This is a genomic window from Nocardia harenae NBRC 108248, from assembly GCF_001612885.1.
Classification (GTDB): domain Bacteria; phylum Actinomycetota; class Actinomycetes; order Mycobacteriales; family Mycobacteriaceae; genus Nocardia; species Nocardia harenae.
Genome location: NZ_BDBH01000004.1, coordinates 1 through 18764 on the forward strand (window position 1 = coordinate 1; position 18764 = coordinate 18764).

At 72.5% G+C, this 18764-nt stretch carries 16 protein-coding genes; 4 read left to right on the top strand and 12 right to left on the bottom strand.

Features of this window, described 5'->3' with window-relative positions:
- Positions 1–96 precede the first annotated feature (96 nt).
- Genes NH2_RS06070 through NH2_RS06085 form a run of 4 tightly spaced genes read right to left on the bottom strand, consistent with a single transcriptional unit; the run spans position 97 to position 5653 of the window.
- Positions 97–1890, bottom strand: a complete 1794-nt coding sequence (locus tag NH2_RS06070; protein ID WP_067649591.1) for an acyl-CoA dehydrogenase — start codon at positions 1888–1890, stop codon at positions 97–99.
- Positions 1891–1947: 57 nt separating this feature from the next.
- Positions 1948–3774 carry an adenylyl-sulfate kinase gene (gene cysC / locus NH2_RS06075; protein WP_067649593.1) on the bottom strand — a complete coding sequence of 609 codons (1827 nt, stop codon included), beginning with the start codon at positions 3772–3774 and terminating at the stop codon, positions 1948–1950.
- Complete coding sequence (cysD, locus tag NH2_RS06080; RefSeq protein ID WP_067649596.1) at positions 3774–4703, bottom strand: sulfate adenylyltransferase subunit CysD; 930 nt, start codon at positions 4701–4703, stop codon at positions 3774–3776. The genes cysC and cysD overlap by 1 nt, the downstream gene beginning before the upstream one ends.
- A gap of 41 nt (positions 4704–4744) precedes the next feature.
- Positions 4745–5653 carry a helix-turn-helix domain-containing protein gene (locus NH2_RS06085; protein WP_245650454.1) on the bottom strand — a complete coding sequence of 303 codons (909 nt, stop codon included), beginning with the start codon at positions 5651–5653 and terminating at the stop codon, positions 4745–4747.
- An 88-nt stretch (positions 5654–5741) separates the two neighbouring features.
- On the opposite strand from NH2_RS06085, the gene NH2_RS06090 reads away from it, so the two are divergent.
- From NH2_RS06090 to NH2_RS06100, 3 genes are read left to right on the top strand one after another with little or no spacing between them, the layout of a single operon-like run.
- Entirely contained in the window at positions 5742–6902 is a 1161-nt protein-coding gene (locus NH2_RS06090; RefSeq protein WP_067649604.1) for a hypothetical protein, read from the top strand.
- The gene (locus NH2_RS06095; protein WP_084505271.1) at positions 6899–7774 is read left to right on the top strand and encodes an SDR family oxidoreductase; all 876 of its coding nucleotides are present in this window, start codon (positions 6899–6901) and stop codon (positions 7772–7774) included. The genes NH2_RS06090 and NH2_RS06095 overlap by 4 nt, the downstream gene beginning before the upstream one ends.
- 10 nt (positions 7775–7784) lie before the next feature.
- The gene (locus NH2_RS06100; protein ID WP_169811456.1) at positions 7785–8948 is read left to right on the top strand and encodes a sulfotransferase family protein; all 1164 of its coding nucleotides are present in this window, start codon (positions 7785–7787) and stop codon (positions 8946–8948) included.
- Here NH2_RS06100 and NH2_RS06105 read toward each other — a convergent pair whose 3' ends face one another.
- The gene (locus NH2_RS06105; RefSeq protein WP_067649608.1) at positions 8949–9620 is read right to left on the bottom strand and encodes a PaaI family thioesterase; all 672 of its coding nucleotides are present in this window, start codon (positions 9618–9620) and stop codon (positions 8949–8951) included.
- A gap of 98 nt (positions 9621–9718) precedes the next feature.
- Entirely contained in the window at positions 9719–10354 is a 636-nt protein-coding gene (locus NH2_RS06110; protein WP_067649611.1) for a maleylpyruvate isomerase family mycothiol-dependent enzyme, read from the bottom strand.
- 81 nt (positions 10355–10435) lie between these two features.
- Here NH2_RS06110 and NH2_RS06115 point away from each other — a divergent pair, with 81 nt between their 5' ends.
- Positions 10436–10807, top strand: coding sequence for a hypothetical protein (locus tag NH2_RS06115; protein ID WP_067649613.1), 372 nt, complete (start codon positions 10436–10438; stop codon positions 10805–10807).
- Here the strand turns inward: NH2_RS06115 and idi are convergent, their stop codons facing one another.
- From idi to NH2_RS06145, 6 genes are all read right to left on the bottom strand, one after another.
- Positions 10808–11350: an isopentenyl-diphosphate Delta-isomerase gene (gene idi, locus NH2_RS06120; RefSeq protein ID WP_067649616.1), complete on the bottom strand. Its 543-nt coding sequence runs from the start codon at positions 11348–11350 to the stop codon at positions 10808–10810.
- Positions 11344–12375 carry a polyprenyl synthetase family protein gene (locus tag NH2_RS06125; protein ID WP_067649623.1) on the bottom strand — a complete coding sequence of 344 codons (1032 nt, stop codon included), beginning with the start codon at positions 12373–12375 and terminating at the stop codon, positions 11344–11346. The genes idi and NH2_RS06125 overlap by 7 nt, the downstream gene beginning before the upstream one ends.
- A 37-nt stretch (positions 12376–12412) precedes the next feature.
- Positions 12413–13789, bottom strand: coding sequence for a family 2B encapsulin nanocompartment shell protein (locus tag NH2_RS06130; protein WP_067649625.1), 1377 nt, complete (start codon positions 13787–13789; stop codon positions 12413–12415).
- Complete coding sequence (locus NH2_RS06135; RefSeq protein WP_067649627.1) at positions 13786–16065, bottom strand: terpene synthase family protein; 2280 nt, start codon at positions 16063–16065, stop codon at positions 13786–13788. Before NH2_RS06135 ends, NH2_RS06130 begins: the two co-directional genes overlap by 4 nt.
- Positions 16066–16069: 4 nt before the next feature.
- Entirely contained in the window at positions 16070–17491 is a 1422-nt protein-coding gene (locus NH2_RS06140) for a family 2B encapsulin nanocompartment shell protein (RefSeq protein ID WP_067649630.1), read from the bottom strand.
- 333 nt (positions 17492–17824) lie between these two features.
- A complete protein-coding gene (locus NH2_RS06145) occupies positions 17825–18679 on the bottom strand; it encodes a helix-turn-helix domain-containing protein (protein ID WP_067649638.1) in 855 nt (284 codons plus the stop codon).
- Between the last annotated feature and the right edge of the window lie 85 nt (positions 18680–18764).

Sequence of the window (18764 nt, forward strand, 5' to 3'; positions counted from 1 at the left end):
CCGGCCGCCCCGGCCGCCGTGCCGACCGCGCTCCCGGCCCGCGCGCGAGCCCGGCCGCCGCCGGGCGTCCGTCCGCCCCGCCGCCGCCCGGCGCGCTCAGAACCACTCCGCGCGCATGTCCAGCGTGGTCCGATCCAGGCTCGCCAGCAGGTCGAGCCCCGGCCCGGTCCTGGGTAGCTCGTACCGGTGGAAGTACCGCGCCGCCTGCCGCTTCCCCTCGTGGAAGGCATCGTCACCGCCCGCGGCGGCCAGGTACTGCTCCAGCCAGATCCACGCCACCACGGTGTGCCCGAACACCTCGAGGTACACGCTGCTGTTCGCCAGCGCCGCCTCGATGTCCCCGCTCGCGTAGAGCCCGCCGGTCACCTCGGTCAGCCGCTGCCAGACCGCGCCGAGCCCGGCCGCCAGCTCGGCGGCCTCGTCGCCCGCGGCTGCGGCGGCCGCCAGCGTGGCCGTGATCCGCGCGTTCAGGGCGAGCAGGCTCGCCCCGCCCTGCTGTGTCACCTTGCGGCCGAGCAGGTCGAGCCCCTGGATTCCGTGCGTCCCCTCGTGGATGGGGTTGAGCCGATTGTCCCGGTAGTGCTGCTCGACGTCGTACTCGCGCGTGTACCCGTACCCGCCGAGCACCTGGATGGCCAGGTCGTTGGCGGTCAGGCACCACTGCGACGGCCAGCTCTTGGCGATCGGGGTGAGGATGTCGAGCAGCAGCCCGACGGAGCGCCGCTCCTCCTCGCTCTCCGCGATCCGCTGCTCGTCCACCAGCCGGGCGCAGTACAGCACCAGGGCGAGCGCGCCCTCGGCGTAGCTCTTCTGCGCCAGCAGCATGCGCCGCACGTCGGCGTGCTCGATGATCGGCCGCTGCGGGCTGCCGGGGTCGGCGCCGATCTTGGCCCGCCCCTGCGGCCTGCCCCGCGCGTACTCCAGCGACTTGAGGTACCCGGTGTAGCCGAGCGCCGTCGCCACCAGCCCGACCCCGATCCGCGCCTCGTTCATCATGTGGAACATGAGGCTCAGCCCCCGGTGCTCCGAGCCGACCAGGTACCCGACGGCGCCCGGCGCGCCGCCGGGGGTGTGCGTGCCCTCGCCGAAGTTCAGCAGCGTGTTGACGGTGCCGCGGAACCCCATCTTGTGGTTCAGCCCGGCCAGCGTGACGTCGTTGCGCTCACCGAGCGCGCCGTCCGCGCCAACCAGGAAGCGCGGCACCACGAACAGCGAGATCCCCCTGGTTCCCGCGGGGCCGCCGGGGATCCGGGCCAGCACCAGGTGCACGATGTTCTCGCCCAGCTCGTGATCGCCGCCGGAGATCCACATCTTGGTGCCGAAGAGCCGGTAGCTGCCGTCGCCCTGCGGCTCGGCCCTGGTGGTGATGTCGGCCAGCGACGACCCGGCCTGCGGCTCGGAGAGGCACATGGTGCCGAAGAAACGACCCTCCAGCATGGGCCGCACGAACCGCTCCACGTACTGCTCACCGTGCGCGACGAGCAGATTCGCATTGGCGATGGTGAGAAAGGGGTACGCCGCGGTGCCCGGGTTGGCGGCGTGGAACCACGCGAACGACGCCTGCGCCACGACCGCGGGCAGCTGGATCCCGCCCAGCTCGGCCGCCACCGTCGCGCCGGGCAGCCCCGCCTCGGCGAAGGCCCGCAGCGCCGTCGCCACCTCGGGAATCAGCTCCACCCTGCCGTCCACGAACCGCGGCTCGTTGGCATCGGCCTTCTTGTTGTGCGGCGCGAAGTGCGTCTCGGCGAGCTCGGCGCTGAGCGCCAGCACCGCGTCGAAGGTCTCCCGCGAGTGCTCGGCGAAGCGCGGGTGCTTCGTCAGCGCCTCGACGTCGAGCCACTGGTACAGCAGGAACTCCAGATCGCGAGGGTTGAGCAGCAGGGTGCGCATACGCCGTCCTTTCGAGACACGTACCGCGCAGAGTATCAAATACGCGCACCCGCCGGATCAGAACCGCAGCAGCTCCGCGATCCGCGCCGCCTGCCCGGCCGGGTCGCCGTCCTCGGGCCGCAGCACCAGGTCCGGCTGCTCCGGCGCCTCGTACGGCGCGTCGATCCCGGTGAAGCCGCGCACCTCGCCCGCGCGCGCCTTGGCGTAGAGCCCCTTGGGATCGCGAGCCTCACACACCGCGAGCGGCGTGTCGACGAAGATCTCCAGGAACGGGAGCCCGGCGTCCAGGTGCGCTCGCCGCGCCCGCTCCCGGTCCTCCCGGTACGGGCTGATCAGCGAGACCACCGCGAGGACCCCGGCCTCGGCGAAGAGCTTGGCCACCTCGGCCACCCGGCGGATGTTCTCGGTGCGGTCCGCCGGCGCGAAGCCGAGGTCGGCATTGAGGCCGTGCCGCAGATTGTCGCCGTCCAGCAGGAAGGCCGGCCGCCCGGCGGCGATCAGCCTGCGCTCCAGCTCCACCGCGACGGTGGACTTGCCGGAGGCGGAGAGCCCGGTGAGCCACACCGTGCCGCCGCGGGTGGCACGCTCGGTGCGCTCGACCGCGCTGCGGTGCCACACCACCCCGCCGGTGGTCGGCGTCGGCCCGGTGATCATGCCCGCGGCCACGGTGTTGTTGGTGGTGTCGTCGACCAGCACGAAGCTGCCGGTGCCGCGGTTGCGCCGGTACGGGTCGAAGAGCAGCGGCCGCCGGGTGCGCAGCTGCACCCGGCCGATCTCGTTGAGCGCCAGCGCGTTCGCGGTCTCGTCGCGGTGCAGGGTGTTGACGTCGAGGCGGTAGTCCAGCCGCTGCACCCGCACCGGCTCGGCGCGGGTGGTGTGCCGCAGGGTGTAGGTGGCGCCGGGGGTGAGCGCGCTCTCCTCGGCGAACCAGCAGATCATGGCGTCCAGGTCGCGCGCCGACTGCGGGCGGTTCGCCGGGCGGCAGAGCAGGTCGCCGCGGGCCACGTCCAGCTCGTCGGTGAGTTGCACCGTCACCGCCTGCGGCGGGAAGGCCTCGGCCAGTACCGCGCCGCCGGGGCCGTAGAGCGCCGCCACCGTGCTGCTGAACCCCGACGGCAGCACCGTGACCTCGTCGCCCGGCTTGAACACCCCACCGGCCACCGTGCCCGCGTAACCGCGGAAATCCGGGTCGTGCGTGCGGGTCACGTACTGCACCGGCAGCCGCGCGTCGATGAGGTTGCGGTCCGAGGCGATGTGCACCTGCTCCAGGTGGTGCAGCAGCGGCGTCCCCTCGTACCAGGGCATGCTCGCGCCGCGGTGCACGATATTGTCGCCGTGCAGGGCCGACACGGGGACGAAGGTCAGGTCGCTGACCTCCAACCGCGCGGCGAACCGGGTGAAGTCGTCCCTGATCTGCTCGAAGCGCTCCTGGCTCCAGTCCACCAGGTCCATCTTGTTCACGCAGAGCACCAGGTGCGCGACGCCGAGCAGCCCGGCGAGGAAGGCGTGCCTGCGCGTCTGCTCCACGATGCCCTTGCGCGCGTCGACCAGGATGAGCGCGACGTCGGCGGTGGAGGCGCCGGTCACCATGTTGCGGGTGTACTGGATGTGGCCCGGGGTGTCGGCGACGACGAATTTCCGCCGGGGCGTGGTGAAGTAGCGGTGCGCGACATCGATGGTGATGCCCTGCTCGCGCTCGGCGCGCAGGCCGTCGGTGAGCAGCGACAGGTCGGTCTGGCCCGCGCCGCGCTCCCTGCTGGTGCGCTCGACCGCGGCGAGCTGGTCGGCGAAGATCGCCTTGGAGTCGAAGAGCAGGCGGCCGATCAGCGTCGACTTGCCGTCGTCGACGCTGCCCGCGGTGGCCAGCCGGAGCAGGGTGGTCATCAGAAGTACCCCTCACGTTTGCGGTCTTCCATCCCCGCCTCGGAGATGCGGTCGTCGGCGCGGGTGGCGCCGCGTTCGGTGACCCGGGTGGCGGCCACCTCGAGCACCACGTCGTCGGGGGTCGCCGCGGTGGACTCCACGCAGCCGGTGCAGGTGGCGTCGCCGACGGTGCGGAAGCGGACGGTGGCCTCGTAGGGCTGCTCGCCGTCGAGCAGTCGCAGGAACCTGGTCCGCGCCAGCAGCATTCCGTCGCGCTGCACCACCTGCCTGCGGTGCGCGTAGTAGAGCGGCGGCAGCGCGATCCGCTCGGCGGCGATGTAGCTCCAGATATCCAGCTCGGTCCAGTTGGAGAGCGGGAAGACCCGGATGTGCTCGCCGCGCCGGTGCCTGCCGTTGTACAGGTTCCAGAGTTCGGGGCGCTGGTTGCGCGGGTCCCACTGGCCGTACTCGTCGCGGAAGCTGAAGACCCGCTCCTTGGCGCGCGCCTTCTCCTCGTCGCGCCGGGCGCCGCCGAAGACGGCGTCGAAGCCGCCCTCCCGGATGGCGCGCAGCAGGGTGTGCGTCTGCAGCCGGTTGCGGCTGGCGCGCGGGCCGGTCTCCTCGGTGACCCGGCCCGCGTCGATGTCGTCCTGCACGCTGCCGACCAGCAGCCGCAGCCCGAGCCTGCGCACGGTCTGGTCGCGGTAGGCGAGCACCTCGTCGAAGTTGTGGCCGGTGTCGACGTGCAGCACCGGGAAGGGCAGCGGCGCAGGCCAGAACGCCTTGGCGGCCAGGTGCAGCATGACCACCGAGTCCTTGCCGCCGGAGAAGAGCAGCACCGGGCGTTCGAAGGTGGCGGCCACCTCGCGGAAGATGTGCACCGATTCGGCCTCCAGCGCGTCGAGGTGCGACAGCTCCCAGCCGGTAGCGGACTTCTGGTTCGGGCTCACGAGAAAAAACTAGAACACGTTTCTATCGAACCGTCAACGCTTCAGCGCCGTGGCGCGTGCCCGCCCGCAGCCGCGGTGACGGCAGCCGCGGCGGCGGCGAGCGCGGTGCCGCGGCGTTCGATCTCGGCCCCGGTGATCGCGCGGCCGACGTCCATCGTGAGCACCATGCTCTGCCTGCCGCGCTCGTCGTAGGTGGGCGCGGCGAGCAGGCTCACCGGGTGCTCCTTGCGCGGCCGCAGATCGCTGCCCAGGTACACCCGTTCACCCAGGCTGGTCACCAGCTCGGCGACGAGTTCGCGCAGCTCGCCGGGCATGTCCTTGCCCGCCGCGCCGGCCAGCAGCGAGTACAGCCGCCTGCCTGCGGCGGAGACGCTCTCGATCAGGTACCCGCGCTCGCGGCACTCGGCCACCACCGTGCGCAGCCGGTGCTCGTCCTGCTCCAGCGGCACCGTGGCCGGGGTGCGCAGCCAGGCGTCGAAGGCGGCGTCGGTATCCCAGAGCACGTACATGAGCCCGACCGGCGGCGCGAAGGGGTAGGTGGCGCCCACCTGCACCCGGCCGGGGCCGGTGGCGTCCAGCACTACGATCTTCTCCCCGGCCACGGCCGATGCCGTGCAGGTGGTGCGGTATCGCTCGCTCAGCGGCTCCAGTTCGGCGCGGGCCAGCGCGGCGACCGCGAAGTTCTCCTTGGCCGCCCGCCCGGCCCCGATCAGCGCGGGGCCGAGGCCGTAGCCGCGGGTGCGCGGATCCCGGATCAGGTACCCGGCGGCGGTGAGCTCGGTGAGAATGCCGAGGCAGGTGGGCTTGGCCAGCCCGAGCTCGCGCGCGATCTCGGAGAGGCCGTACCGCGAGCCGCGGTTGGCCACCAGGAAATCCAGCACCCGCAGCACCCGCACGGTGGGCGCGGAGCGCCGGGCGACGGCGCCGTCTCCGATCGCGACCTCGGACACTGTTGACCACTCCTAGAACAAGTTCTAATCTGCGAACAGACGAAATGTACCACGCCGGTACATATATGGAACACGACCGGGAGGCTACGTGCTCAGCAAGCCGTTCGCGGAGGCGATCGCCGAGGCCGAGGAGATCATCACCTCGGCCGCGCAGGTGAAGTCCGAACAGGATCTCGTCGAGGGGTACGACTACCTGGGCGGCAGCATTCGCGCCGCGCTCCAGCTCGCCTGGGCCTACGACCGCGACTTCCCGTTCTTCGCCAGGTCCACCGGCCCCTACACCAAGATGGGGCTGGACAACCCGGACACCCTGTACTTCCACGCCTTCCTCCGCCCGGACGCGGAGTACCTGGTCACCGGCGTCCGCGGCAGCACCCGCGACCTGAGCTTCCAGGTGCTCAACGGCAACTACACCCCCGCCGAGGTGCCGGACAGCCTGACCGCCTTCGACGACCGCGAGCTCGATATCGCCCCGGACGGCAGGTACGAGCTCCGCTTCGGCCCCGGCCCGGCCCGCCCCGGCTACGTGCAGCTGGCCGCGGACTCGTCCATGCTCGCGGTGCGCGAGGTCTACGGCGACTGGTCCGAGCGGCCAGGCACCATCCGGATCGAGCGGGTGGACACCGTCGGGGACGCGCCGCCCGCGCCCACCCGCGACCTGCTGGCCAAGCGGTACCGGGTCGCGGCGAGAAACCTGACCTCCCGGCTGCGCACCTTCCTCGCCTTCCCGGAGTGGTTCTACCTGAACCTGCCGGTCAACACCATGACCGAGCCGCGCCGCACCCCCGGCGGGCTCGCCACCCAGTTCTCCTCGGTCGGCCACTACGACCTCGCCGACGACCAGGTGCTCATCCTGACCGTGCCCAAGTCCGACGCCCCCTACCAGGGCTTCCAGCTCGGCACCATCTGGTATTTCTCGCTGGATTACATCAACCACCAGACCAGCCTGAACGCCGACCAGTCCCGGGTGGACCCGGACGGCAAGATCCGGCTGGTCGTCAGCGAGCGCGACCCCGGGCTGGCCAACTGGGTCGAGCGCACCGGCCACGACCGTGGCTACCTGCAGTTCCGCTGGCAGCGGCTGGCCCGCGACCTGAAACCGGAGGACGGGCCGGAGGTGCGGCTCGTCTCCTTCGACGAACTCCCGGAGCAACTGCCCTACTACGACGAGGCCAGGGTGACCCCGGAGCAGTGGCGGGAGCGGATCGCCCACCGCCAGCGCACGCACGCGGATCGGATGCTGGGATGAGCGGCCCGAAAGCCACTGTCGCGGGGCAGGATTCGACGCCGGGTGCGGAGCCGAACGACCACGACGCGGCCGCGGATGCCGCGCTCGGCGGTGCGGGGCTGCTGGCGGGCAAGGTCGTCGTGGTCTCCGGAATCGGCCCCGGGCTCGGCCGCTCGATCGCCGTCCGGGCCGCGCGGGCGGGCGCCGACGTCGTGCTCGCCTCGCGGACCGAGAAGCGGCTGGCCAAGGTTGCCGCCGAAGTGCGCGAGATCGGCCGGAAGGCCCTGGTCGTCCCCACCGACATCACCGACGAGGCCGCCGCCGGGAACCTGGTGCGCGCGACCGTGGACGAGCTCGGCCGGGTGGACGCGCTGGTGAACAATGCCTTCGCCATCCCGCCGATCACCGACCTCGCCACCGTCGAGCTGGACGGCGTGCGCGCCGGGTTCGAGACCAATGTGCTGGCCGCGCTGCGGCTCACCCGGCTCTTCGTCCCCGCGCTCGCCGCGGCGAAGGGCTCGGTCGTGATGATCAACTCGGCGGTGCTGCGGCACTCCAGGCGCACCTTCGGCCCGTACAAGATGGCCAAGGCGAGCCTGCTGGCGCTGGCGCAGAGCCTGGCCACCGAGCTCGGCCCGCAGGGCATCCGGGTGAACTCGGTGGCGCCCGGCTACATCTACGCGGGCAGCCTGAAGTGGTACTTCGACTACCAGGCCGAGGAGCGCGGGATCACCCACGAGGAGGTCTACGCGGAGACCGCCGAGACCACCGACCTGCGCAAACTGCCGGAGCCGGACGAGATCGCCGACGCGGTGCTCTTCTTCGCCTCCCCGCTCTCCCGCATCGTCACCGGCGCCTGCCTCGACGTCAACGCCGGCGAATTCCACCACTAGGAGCCCTGTCATGACCACGATGGGCCGTGCCGAGATCGGCACGATCGACGACCTGCACGCCTCGGCGACGAAGGTGATCGGGCCGGCGGATTTCGGCGCCGACGACTACCGGGCCGGGCTCGGGGTGCTGCTGGAGTCCTATGCCGCGGACGCCGAACTCACGCCGTGGGGGAACAAGATCAACCGGGCCCTGCTGCGCGGCGCGCTGATCGCCAGGGCGCTGAGCGAGAGCGCCTGGCAGCGGTACCCGGAGTACGCGCGGGTGCCGATCGAGCGCCCGATCTTCGTCACCGGGCTGCCGCGCTCCGGCACCACCGCGGTGCACCGGCTGCTCACCGCCGACCCCATGCACCAGGGGCTGGAGATGTGGCTCACCGAGATGCCGCAACCGCGCCCGCCGCGCGCCACCTGGGCGGAGAACCCGGTATACCGGGGCATCTCGGCCGGGTACGAGAAACATCACGTGGAGCACCCGGAATTCATGGGCGTGCACCACATCTCGGCCGACCAGGTGGAGGAGTGCTGGCAGCTGCTCCGGCAGTCGGCCATGTCCATCTCCTACGAGTGCCTGGCCTACCTGCCCACCTACTCCGAGTGGCTGCGCGAGCAGGACTGGACCCCGGCGTATCGGCGGCACCGGAAGAACCTGCAGCTCATCGGGTTACCGGATGCCGGGCAGCGCTGGGTGCTGAAGAACCCGAGCCACCTCTTCGCGCTCGACGCGCTCTTCGCGGTCTACCCGGACGCGCTGGTGGTGCAGCTGCACCGCGAGCCGAGCACCATCATCGCCTCGGTGTGCAGCCTGAACGAGAAGGCGAGCGCGGGGTGGTCGGAGAAGTTCCGCGGCGACGTGGTCGGCAGCACCCAGCTCGAGCTGTGGGCGCGCGGCGCGGAGAGCTTCCTGGCGGATCGGGCGAAGTACGACCCGGCGCAGTTCATCGACGTCTACTACGACGACTTCGTGGCCGACCCGATCGCCGCGGTGCGCGGCATCTACCGGCACTTCGGCATCGACCTGAGCCCCGCCGCCGAGCAGCGGATGATCGCGCTGCACGGCCGCAGCACCTCCGGCGCGGCCCGGCCGCAGCACCGGTACGCGCTGGACGACTACGGCCTCACCGCCGGGCAGGTGGACGAGCGCTTCGCGGCCTACCGCGCCGCGCACTTCGGCTGATCACTGCTGACCCGGCCGGAGCACGATGAAGAGCCCGTGCGCCTCGGCGCAGAGCCGCTCGCCGTCGTGCAGGGTGGCGCGCACGAAGACCTTGCGGCCCTCCTGCCGCTCGGTCCAGGCGTGCAGCGCGAGCGGCCGGTCGAGCGGGGTGATGGCGCGGTAGTCGACGGTGAGCGAGGCGGTGCGGGTGATCGAGGCGGAGGAGAGCGCGGCGGCCATGCCGAGCAGGTCGTCGAAGCCGAGCGCGATGTGGCCGCCGTGCGCGGCCGAGTTGCCGCCGAGGTGGAAGGGGCGGAAGACGATGCGGGCGTGTACGCCGGTGGCGTCGGCGGACTCCACCTCGTACGGGGGCAGCGTGACGTTGCCGCGGGCGGGCAGGTCGGTGCGGGTCCAGTTCGGCAGCGACCACTCGTCCACCGCGGCGCCTGCCAGCTCGTCGTTCAGCTTGGTGAGCTGGGTGATGATGTGCTGGGAGAGCTCGTCGCCGGGGTCGGCCATGCGGGCCCGGTCCATCAGGATCCGGACCTGCTCGATGAAGTCGCCGTAGAGCTCGCCGCCGCGCTTCCGCGCATCCGGCGCCGCATTCGCCTCGATCAGCTCGACTATCGGCCGGAAGCCGCCTTCGTGGTGGTCGGCGCTGGGCAGCGCCGGGTCGAGCCGCTGTTCGTTCATCCCCTCACGGTAACCGTAACCGGATGGTCGCTTCGCACGTGGGAGCCACAGAGGTGAGCAGCTGCACACCCGACCCCTCGAGGGCGGGGAGCGCCGCGCTATCGGGCCTCGTACCGCCCGGCCTGCTCGCCGGCGAGCCGCCCGGGCGGGAGCCTGCGCCCGCAGAGCACGAGAAGCAGGTCCTGGGCGGCGCCGGTGACCACGGACCGCGGATCGTCGCCCGCGAGACCCCACTCCAGGTCCTCGGCGCGCAGCTCGACGCCGGTGAGGTCGGTGCCGAAGTACCGCACCTGCTCGGGCTTGGTATCGGCCAGCACGACCGCGACCCGGTCGACCGGGACCCGGCGCGGCAGGTCGAGCGCGACCGTGATGTCCATCCCGTGGATCACCTCGTGCGCCAGCGTGGCCTCGTACCCGCTGCCTGGCGGCTTCCAGGGGTGGCCGGCATGGTCGCGCAGGCTCGCCACCAGCTCCTCGGGGGTGAGCGCCGCGGCATCGGCGCGGGCCCGGCGGTCGGCCATGCGGTTGAAGTTGCCGCGCGCCCGCACCATCTCCAGCGCGAAGCGGGGGAGCGACAGGCGATAGGCCATGGTCATGTGCGCGAGCACCTCGCGCGGCCGCCACCCGGCGCAGAGCGTCGGCGCCTCCCACGCCGCCGCGTCCAGCCCGGCGAAGACCTCGGCGAGCTCGGTGCGCTCTGCCGCGATGCTGGCGCGCACCTCGGTTTCGGACATACCTCTCCCTTCGGAATTGCCTTCCCGAATGGAGACGGCGTGCGGCCCCGGAAGTCATCGGTATCTGCGACACTCGGGCTCGTGTCCGCCGAGAACCGCACGCCGCTGCTCGAGCTCCGCCGCGGCGCCTGCCACATCCTGGCCCGGCGGCTGCCGGACGGGGTGTACGAACTCGAGCACGGCGACGGCGGCGACCGGTTCCAGCTCTACACCTCCGACGCCGTGCTGGTCCGCGACGTGCTGGTGTCCTGGCTGGACGAGGCGGCGTGGTGGCATCGCAGCGTGGCCTGGGCGCGGGTCGACCCGGCCGTCGCGGAGATGCACGCGCTGCGCGACGAACTCACCGGCCTGCTCGACGGCGCTTGCGGCTTCGACGCCGCGCTCGGCGTCATGGACGACGCGCTGGCCCGCTTCGACGCCGGGCTCGCCGCGCTGGAGGCCGACGAGCCCTGATCAGCACGGGCGGAGGTGGGTGAGGACGGCGCGCTCGAGCACCCCGCCCAGCCACGGCGCGTACCGCTCCGGATGCTCGGCCAGGTCGCGGCTCAGCAGCGCCGGCTCCACCCAGGCGTAGTCGGCGACCTCGTCGGGGTCGGGCCGGAGTTCGCCGCCGAGGTGCAGCCCGGTCACGACGTGGTCGAACTCGTACTCCACCCGGCCGGTCCCCGGGTCCGCGGCCCGATACGTGAAGGTGCCCGCCTCGCGCAGCTCGGCGCCGAGCCCGAGCTCCTCGCCGAGCCGGATCCCGGCGGCCTCGGTGACCGGCTGCCCCGGCGCCGGGTGGCCGCAGCAGCTGTTGGCCCAGCGCAGCGGGAAGCGGGTCTTCACCGCCGCCCGCTGCTGCAGCAGCACCCGCCCCGCCCCGTCGACGAGCAGCACCGAGAAGGCGCGGTGCAGCAGGCCGGGGGAGCGGTGCGCCCGCGCCACCGAGCAGCTGCCGACGGCGATCCCCGTGCCGTCCACCAGCTCCACCGGCAGCTGCTCCCGGCTCACCACGTGCGGTCCGCCGCCAGCGCGGCCAGCCGGTCCAGCTCGGCGCCCGCCGCCGGATCGCGGGCCAGCTCGGCGATCATCGACCTGGCGCCCGCGCAGAGCTCGGCGGCCTGCTCCCGGCTCCAGGCCCTGCCGCCCGCCGCCTCGACGAGGTCGGCCGCGGTGAGCAGCTCGGCGTCGTCCAGTGGCTGCTCCCGGTGGTAGAGCGCGGCGAGCGCGGCGCCCTCCGCGGTGCCCGAGTTCAGCGCGAACACGACCGGCAGCGACTTCTTCCTGCGGCGCAGGTCGGAGTAGACCGGCTTGCCGGTGCTGTGCACGTCGCCCCAGATGCCGAGCAGGTCGTCGACGTGCTGGAAGGCGCGGCCGACCAGCCTGCCGATCTCGCGCAGCCGGAGCAGCTCGCCCGGCCCAGCGGCGCCGAAGAGCCCGCCGAGCTCGGCGGCGCAGCCGAAGAGCGCGCCGGTCTTCCGGTCGGTCATCGCCAGGCACTCGGTGACGGTCACGTCGCGGCGCCCCTCGAAGCTCAGGTCCGCGCACTGGCCCTCGACCAGCTCCAGCACCGCGCGGTCCAGCAGCTCGGCGGCGGCCGCCGCCTTCCCGTCCGCGGTGGCGGTGAGCAGGGCGAAGGCCTGCGAGGCCAGCGCGTCGCCCGCGAGGATGGCGGGGCCGACGCCGAAGACCGCCCACGCCGTCGGCCGGTGCCTGCGGGTGGTGTCGCGGTCCATGACGTCGTCGTGCAGCAGCGAGAAGTTGTGCACCAGCTCCACCGCGGCCGCGGCGTTCCCGGCGTCGGCGACATCGCCGCCGGTGAGGGTGGTGGCCGCCAGCACGAAGGCGGGGCGCAGCGCCTTGCCGCCCGCGTGCTGCTCGGGGCGGCCGTCCCGATCCCACCAGCCGAAGTGGTAGCCGGCGATGTGCCGGATGGTGGGCGGCATGGTGTGCACGGCGCTGCGCAGGGTCGCGGCGCAGGCCGCGCGGCCTTGGGCGAAGGTGTCGGTGTGGTGATCCTTGGCGATTTCCCGGGTCATGAGCGGTGTCCTGATCGGTTCGCAGGGACGGGAGGGTCTACAGACTCAGTTGCACGCCGGTGAGCGCGCCGAGCGCATCCGGCACCAGCACCGCCGCGGCGTGGTTCGCGCTCACCAGGTAGGTGGCGACCGCGTGGTCGTCGATCCCGGTGAAGCGCACCGAGATTCCGGGGCGGTACTCGTCCGGCACCCCGGTCTGCCGCAACCCGATCACGCCGTCGTCGCGTTCGCCGATCCGCATGGCGAGGACGGTGCTCGTCCCGGCGCGCGAGATCGGGATCTTGTCCGATGGCAGCAGCGGGATATCCCGCCACGCCTGCACCCGCACCCCCTCGACCAGCGCGGGCTCGGGGTAGAGGCCGCGCGCGGTGCACTCCCGGCCGAACTGGGCGATCACCCGCGGGTGCGCGAGGAAGAACGCGGTCTTGCGGCGGCGGGCGAGCAGCCGGTCCAGGTCCTCCGGGGTCGGCGGGCCGGTCGCGGGCACCAGCCGCTGCGTGGCGTCGACGCTGTGCAGCAGGCCGTACTCGGGATGGCCGAGCAGGTCGCGCTCCTGCCGCTCACGCAGCGCCTCGACGGCCAGCCGCAGCTGCTGCTCCAGCTGGTTCATCGGCTTGTTGTAGAGGTCGGTGACGCGGGTGTGCACCCGGAGCCGCAGCTGCGCGACGCCGAGCTGGTACTCCCGAGGCCGCGGCTCGTAGTCGACGTAGGTGCCGGGGACGGCGGGCTCGCCGTCGTGGCCCGCGGCCAGCTCGATCGCCGCCTGGCCGTGCTTGTCGACCCCGGTCACCTCCCGGAAGGAATCGAGATGCGCGGCGAGACCGGGGATCTCGGCTCGAAGCGGGTCGAAGCGCCCGCGCGGCAGGGTGAGCACCGTGCAGGCGGTCTCGGCGGTGGCGGTGAACTCCCAGATCGGCCGGGAGCCGGTGAGCAGCTCGGCGCCGAGGTGCGCGCCCGCGTCGGCCACCTCCAGCCGGACCTGCTCGCCGTACGCGTTCGGCGCGCCGACGGTGACCCGGCCGTGCGCGATCACGTGGATGCCGTCGACCTCGTTGCCGAACTCGCACAGCGTCTCCCCGGCCCGGTACTCGCGCTGCCGGAACGCGGCGGCGATGGTGCGCAGCGCGTCCTCGTCGAGCCCGCGCAGCGCCCGCAGCTCCTGAAGCTCGCCCGGCACCAGCCGGTACTCGCCGCCGGCTGAGGTGCTGGTGATGCGGCCGTCGCCGACGGTGTAGGTGAGCCGCCGGTTCACCCGGTAGGTGCCGCCGTCCACCTCCACCCAGGGCAGCATGCGGAGCAGCCAGCGCGGGGTGATGCCCTGCATCTGCGGGACCGATTTGGTGGTGGTGGCGAGGGTCCGCGCCGCCGCGGGGTGGAGTGCGGTGCGCACCTCGGCGGAGTCGAAGGTGGTCACGAAGCGGTCCTTCCGTCGAGTGCGGGAGCAGTCGTGCGATGACCGTGTGCGCGCGAGCCGATCCGGGCCGCCGACGTGCCGAGCCCGCGCGGCGCGCCGAGCCGCGGCGCCTCGGCCGCGGGGTGCCCGACCGGGTAGCGCAGATTCTCCGGCCGGTACCGGCTGGTGCCGCGGTGCCAGTGCAGGATGCCCGCGATCCAGTCGCGCAGCTCGCCGATGTAGCCGGTGACCCCGGCACGGGCCGCGGCATCCAGCCCGTGCAGCTCGAAGAGCACCGGCAGCTCCTCGGCGACCAGCCGCTGGAACTGCCGCATCCTGGCCCGCATGAGATCGTCGACCACGGCGGCGGCCTCGGCCCGCCCGCAGCCGAAGAACACCTCGACCACCAGCACGGCATTGTGCAGCTCGCCCTCGTACTCGATCTCCTTCTGATAGGAGAACAGGTCGTTGATCAGGCAGCCGAAGTCCTGGGCGGCGTGCTCGATGCCGCGCATGGTGCTCGACTCGAACACCGCGTCCGGCACGGTGCCGCCGCGGGCGAGCTTGGAGAGCGCGATGGTGAGATCCGAGCCGAAGGTGCGGCGCCGCATCTCCAGGTAGTCCACCGGATCCGGCACCCGGTGCTGGATGTGGTTGGCGAGCTCCCACAGCCAGCTCTCGACCATGGAGTTCACCGCGGCCGCGAAGGTGCGCCGCGCCGCGGGCGCCATCGGCCCCGCGGTCCGCGGCCAGAGGTCGGCGAGCCCGCGCTCGAGGGCATTGCCCGGCTCGGGGCCCGCCCCCGGCTCGACCGGCATGAACTCCGCCAGCCGGGCGGCGCACGCCTTCGCCGCGGCCATCGACCCGATCGAGCCGGCGGCCGGGAAGACCACCGGGAAGTAGTCGTCGCCCCAGGTGCCCCAGGTCAGCCACTCCGCCGAGAGGGTGAGCTCCGCCGCGGTGGCGTCCGGGTCGAGCCCGGCCGAGCACAGCGCGAAATCGAAGCCGACGGTATCGGCCCTGGTCCAGAGCCGCCGCCCGCCCAGCTCCGGCAGCGGATCGTGGAACCCGGCCCGCTCGGCCCACTCCACGCTCTCGGCCCGCGCGGTGCCGAGGTGCGGGCTCAGCCCGAGATCGAACGGGACGTCGAACTCGGGCAGCGGCAGCGGTCCGGTGCGGGCGAACGGCACCCGGGTGTGGCTGCGCGCACCGCCCGGCCCGGCCAGCCCGCGCCAGAACCCGGGGCGGGCGAGCGTGGTGCCGATTCCGCTCGGCCCCAGCGGCATCGCGTGCGCGCCCGCCGCGGCGTTCATGTAGCGGTTGGAGCGCAGGTGCCACTCGTGCCCGCCGGACTGCCAGTCCTGCAACCCCTGCGCGTAGGAGAGCGCCGCCGCGCGCTGCCCGGCATCCAGCCCGCGCTCCTCGAAGAGCGCGGGCAGCTCGGTCAGCACCGTGTTCTCGAACTGGTGCATGCGCGAGGTGAGCTGGTCGTTGACGATATTCGCGGCCTGCTGCGGCGAGCAGCCGAAGAACCGCTCGACCACGAGCACGCCGTTGTTCACCTCGCCCTCCTGCTCGGTCTCGCGCTGGTAGGAGAAGATGTCGTTGCGCAGGTGCACCGCGTCGGAGAAGGTGTCCTTCAGCACCCGCATGGCTCGCGTCCCGACCAGCGGCTCCGGGATCTCGGTGCCGCGCGCGTACTCCACCAGATCCGCCGACCACGGCGCGCCGCCGACCTTGCGCCGCATCTCGATGTAGTCGATCGGGTTCGGCACCCGCGCGGTGTTGATATTGCGCAGCTCCCAGACGCAGTCGAGCAGCAGGTTCCGCGTGCTCTGCGCGAACCGCTCGCGCCACCCCGCCGACATGGCGGGCACCGTGCGCGCCCACAGGTCGCCGAGGCCGCGCTCGTCCGGGTTCGTCGGCTCCGGCGCGGCGGCGCCGTCGGCGGGCATGAAGGTGGCCAGCCGATCGAGGTAGTCGCGCGCGCCGCTCAGGTCGCCGGTGCGCTTGAACCGCTCCAGGAAGTGGTCGTCGAAGTAGAAGACCCAGGTGTACCAGTCGGTCACGGTGTTCAGGGTCGGCGCGTCCGCCTCCGGGTGGGTGTACGCGCACAGCCCGGCATAGTCCATGCCGTCGAAGGCTTGCTCGTCCCACACCACCGCGCCGCCGACGGTGTCGCCGAGCATCCCCATCGCGTACGCCCAGCGCTTGGTGTGCGTGCGCGCGGTCTCCACGTGCGGGTTCAGCCGCGCCGGGTGCGCGGTGTAGAACTCCGGCAGTTCGAAGGGCTGCACGAGCTCAGCTCTCGGCGCCGAGCTGCACGTCGTCGAGCACGCCGAGCGCGTCCGGCACCAGGATCGCCGCCGAGTAGTAGGTGCTGACCAGGTAGGAGATGACGGCCCGGTCGTCCACGCCCATGAAGCGCACGTTCAGCCCCGGTTCGTACTCGTCCGGAATCCCGGTCTGCCGCAGCCCGATCACGCCCTGCGCGGCCTCGCCGGTGCGCAGCAGCAGGATCGAGGTGGTGCGGGTCGCGGAGACGCCGAGCTTGTTGCAGGGCAGCAGCGGGACTCCACGCCAGGACGGCACCCGATGGCCGTTCAGCTCGGTGGTCGACGGGTAGATGCCGCGCTTGCTGCACTCGGCGCCGAAGGCGGCGATGGCCTTGGGGTGCGCGAGCAGGAAACTCGGCTCCTTCCACACCGTGGCGAGCAGCTCGTCCAGGTCGTCCGGCGTGGGCGGGCCCGAGCGGGTGCTGATCCGCTGCTCCGGCGCGGCATTGTGCAGCAGCCCGAAGTCGCGGTTGTTGACCGTCTCGTCCTCCTGCCGCTCGCGCAGCGCCTCGATGGTCAGCCGCAGCTGCTGCTCGATCTGGTCCATCGGCTTGTTGTAGAGGTCGGCGACCCGGCTGTGCACCCGCAGCACCGTCTGCGCGACGCTCAATTCGTATTCGCGCGGGGACAATTCGTAGTCGACGAAGGTGCCGGGCAGCTGCGGCTCGCCCTGGTGCGCGGAGAGCAGGTCGATCGAGGCCTCGCCGTACGGATTGGCCGCGCCGTTGCGGTTGGTCTCGGCCAGCCGGGCGGTCCTCGCGTGCTCGCGCAGCGGCGCGATGCGGTCGCCCGCCTCGGCCAGCGCCCGCTCGGTGAGGACGAGGACGGTACACGGCGTGACGGCCCTGACGGTGAACTCCGCGGGGGTGCCGTCGCCGGCGAGCAGCTGCTCGCCGAAGAAGCGGCCGGTGGAGAGCACCTCGAGGCTGGTGTCCTCGCCGTACCGGCCGGTGCCGCGCTTGTCGGCCTTGCCGTGCGCGAGCACCACCAGCTCGGTCGCCGGGTTCCCGGCCTCGGCGATGACTTCGCCGCGCTCGTACCGCCGTTCGACGAAGCGGTCCGCGAGCGCCCGCAGCGCGTCGTCGTCGGCGAAATCGCGCAGGTAGCGCAGCTCGCGCAGGTCGCGGGCGAGCACCTTGGTCTCGCCCGCGGTGGTGACGCAGGTGATCAGCCCGTCGCCGAGGGTGTAGGTGAGCCGGCGGTTGACGCGGTACACGCCGCCGTCGGCCTGCACCCAGGGCAGCAAACGCAGCAGCCACCGCGAGGTGATGCCCTGCATTTGCGGAGTGGACTTGGTGGTGGTCGCGAGATTTCGCGCGGCATCGGTGCTGAGGCTCGACTGCGGAGCCTCGTCGAGCGCGGACACAGGTTCAGCCAGTTCGGTCATGGGCTTCTCTCGTTTCGCGGTATGCGTGCGTACAACAGATGACGTCCGAGCGCGAACACGGAGGGCTGGAGCAGCAATCCCCCGGTTAAAGAATGGTGCGCTCACGATGGTAGCTGAGATCGGCCCGCGCCCGCCAGTGCCGAAAATTGTTGAAGGGGAACAACTTTGCGCCGATTTACCGACCGTTGATCTTGTGCGCGGCGATCTCCGGCCCGGCCGGTCCGGTGCGAGCGCCGAAAGCCGGACGGGCGTCGGGTAATTGCCGGGGACACGGGCATCGGGACGGTATGAATCGCTGTGTCGCAGGGATTTCCGCCGTTTGACGAATCCGCCCTAGCCGCCGAGCGCGGTGCTGATGCGCTGCGCGGCAGCGATTGTCGCGGCCACGTACGCGTCGCGCTCGGCCCGCGGGACGGCGGGGCGCAGCGGCCCGAGCTGCACCTCGTGTGTGGCGATCGAGCCGGTGAAGACCGGGGCGGCCAGGTAGCTCACCGGCAGCGGGTCGGCGGAGTCCAGGTCGGCGGCGGTGTAGGGGCGGGCGGTGAGCTCGCTCAGCCCGCGCAGGGTGCGGGTGCGCAGCCGCGGCTCCAGCATCTCCGGCCCGAGCGCGGTGAGCAGGTCGGCGAGCAGCTCGACGGTGTTCGCGTCCTCGGGGCGCGGCCCGAACACCGCGACCCCGCGGGCCCGCACCAGCTCCGGCAGCGCGGCCGCGCGCTCGGCGTCCGCCGCCGTCGCCAGCCAGCGCCGCAGCTCGGCCCGCGGCCGCCACGGCAGCACCGCCGCGCCCACCGGGAAGCGGATCGGAATGCGGTGCCCGAGCGGCACGCCCGCGATGTCCCGGTCCGGGCCGTGCCGCACCGCGAGCACGGTGAGGCCGTCGCTGTCCACCCGGGCGAGCGTCGCGCCCGCGCCGGTGCGCGCCACCAGCGCGGCCAGCGCCTCGGCGACTCCGTTCGCCGGGGCGGCGCCGAAGAGCGCGGCGGGGGCGGGGCCGAGCCGATAGCGCCGCTCGCCATCGCGCTGCGCCCAGCCCGCCGCGGCCAGCTCGGCCAGGATCGCGGTCACCGTGGCGCGGGCCAGCCCGAGCCGGTCCGCCACCGCGGCCACCGACAGCGGCTCGGTGGCATCCGCCAGCAGCGTGAGCACCTCGAGCGCCCGCCGGGTCGGCGGCGATGGCGAGCGTTCCACGGCGACCTCCGGAGCGGATTCCGCGCGAGCCCTTGTGATCCGCGCGCACTGGTTCGTACCATGACGAATATTAGTCGTTTTTGTG

Excerpts from the sequence above, each read along its gene's own strand:
- NH2_RS06070 (WP_067649591.1), bottom strand. The coding sequence starts at position 1,890 with ATGCGCACCCTGCTGCTCAACCCTCGCGATCTGGAGTTCCTGCTGTAC.
- cysC (WP_067649593.1), bottom strand. The coding sequence starts at position 3,774 with ATGACCACCCTGCTCCGGCTGGCCACCGCGGGCAGCGTCGACGACGGC.
- NH2_RS06095 (WP_084505271.1), top strand. The coding sequence starts at position 6,899 with ATGAGCGGCCCGAAAGCCACTGTCGCGGGGCAGGATTCGACGCCGGGT.
- NH2_RS06100 (WP_169811456.1), top strand. The coding sequence starts at position 7,785 with ATGACCACGATGGGCCGTGCCGAGATCGGCACGATCGACGACCTGCAC.
- NH2_RS06105 (WP_067649608.1), bottom strand. The coding sequence starts at position 9,620 with ATGAACGAACAGCGGCTCGACCCGGCGCTGCCCAGCGCCGACCACCAC.
- NH2_RS06110 (WP_067649611.1), bottom strand. The coding sequence starts at position 10,354 with ATGTCCGAAACCGAGGTGCGCGCCAGCATCGCGGCAGAGCGCACCGAG.
- NH2_RS06125 (WP_067649623.1), bottom strand. The coding sequence starts at position 12,375 with ATGACCCGGGAAATCGCCAAGGATCACCACACCGACACCTTCGCCCAA.
- NH2_RS06140 (WP_067649630.1), bottom strand. The coding sequence starts at position 17,491 with ATGACCGAACTGGCTGAACCTGTGTCCGCGCTCGACGAGGCTCCGCAG.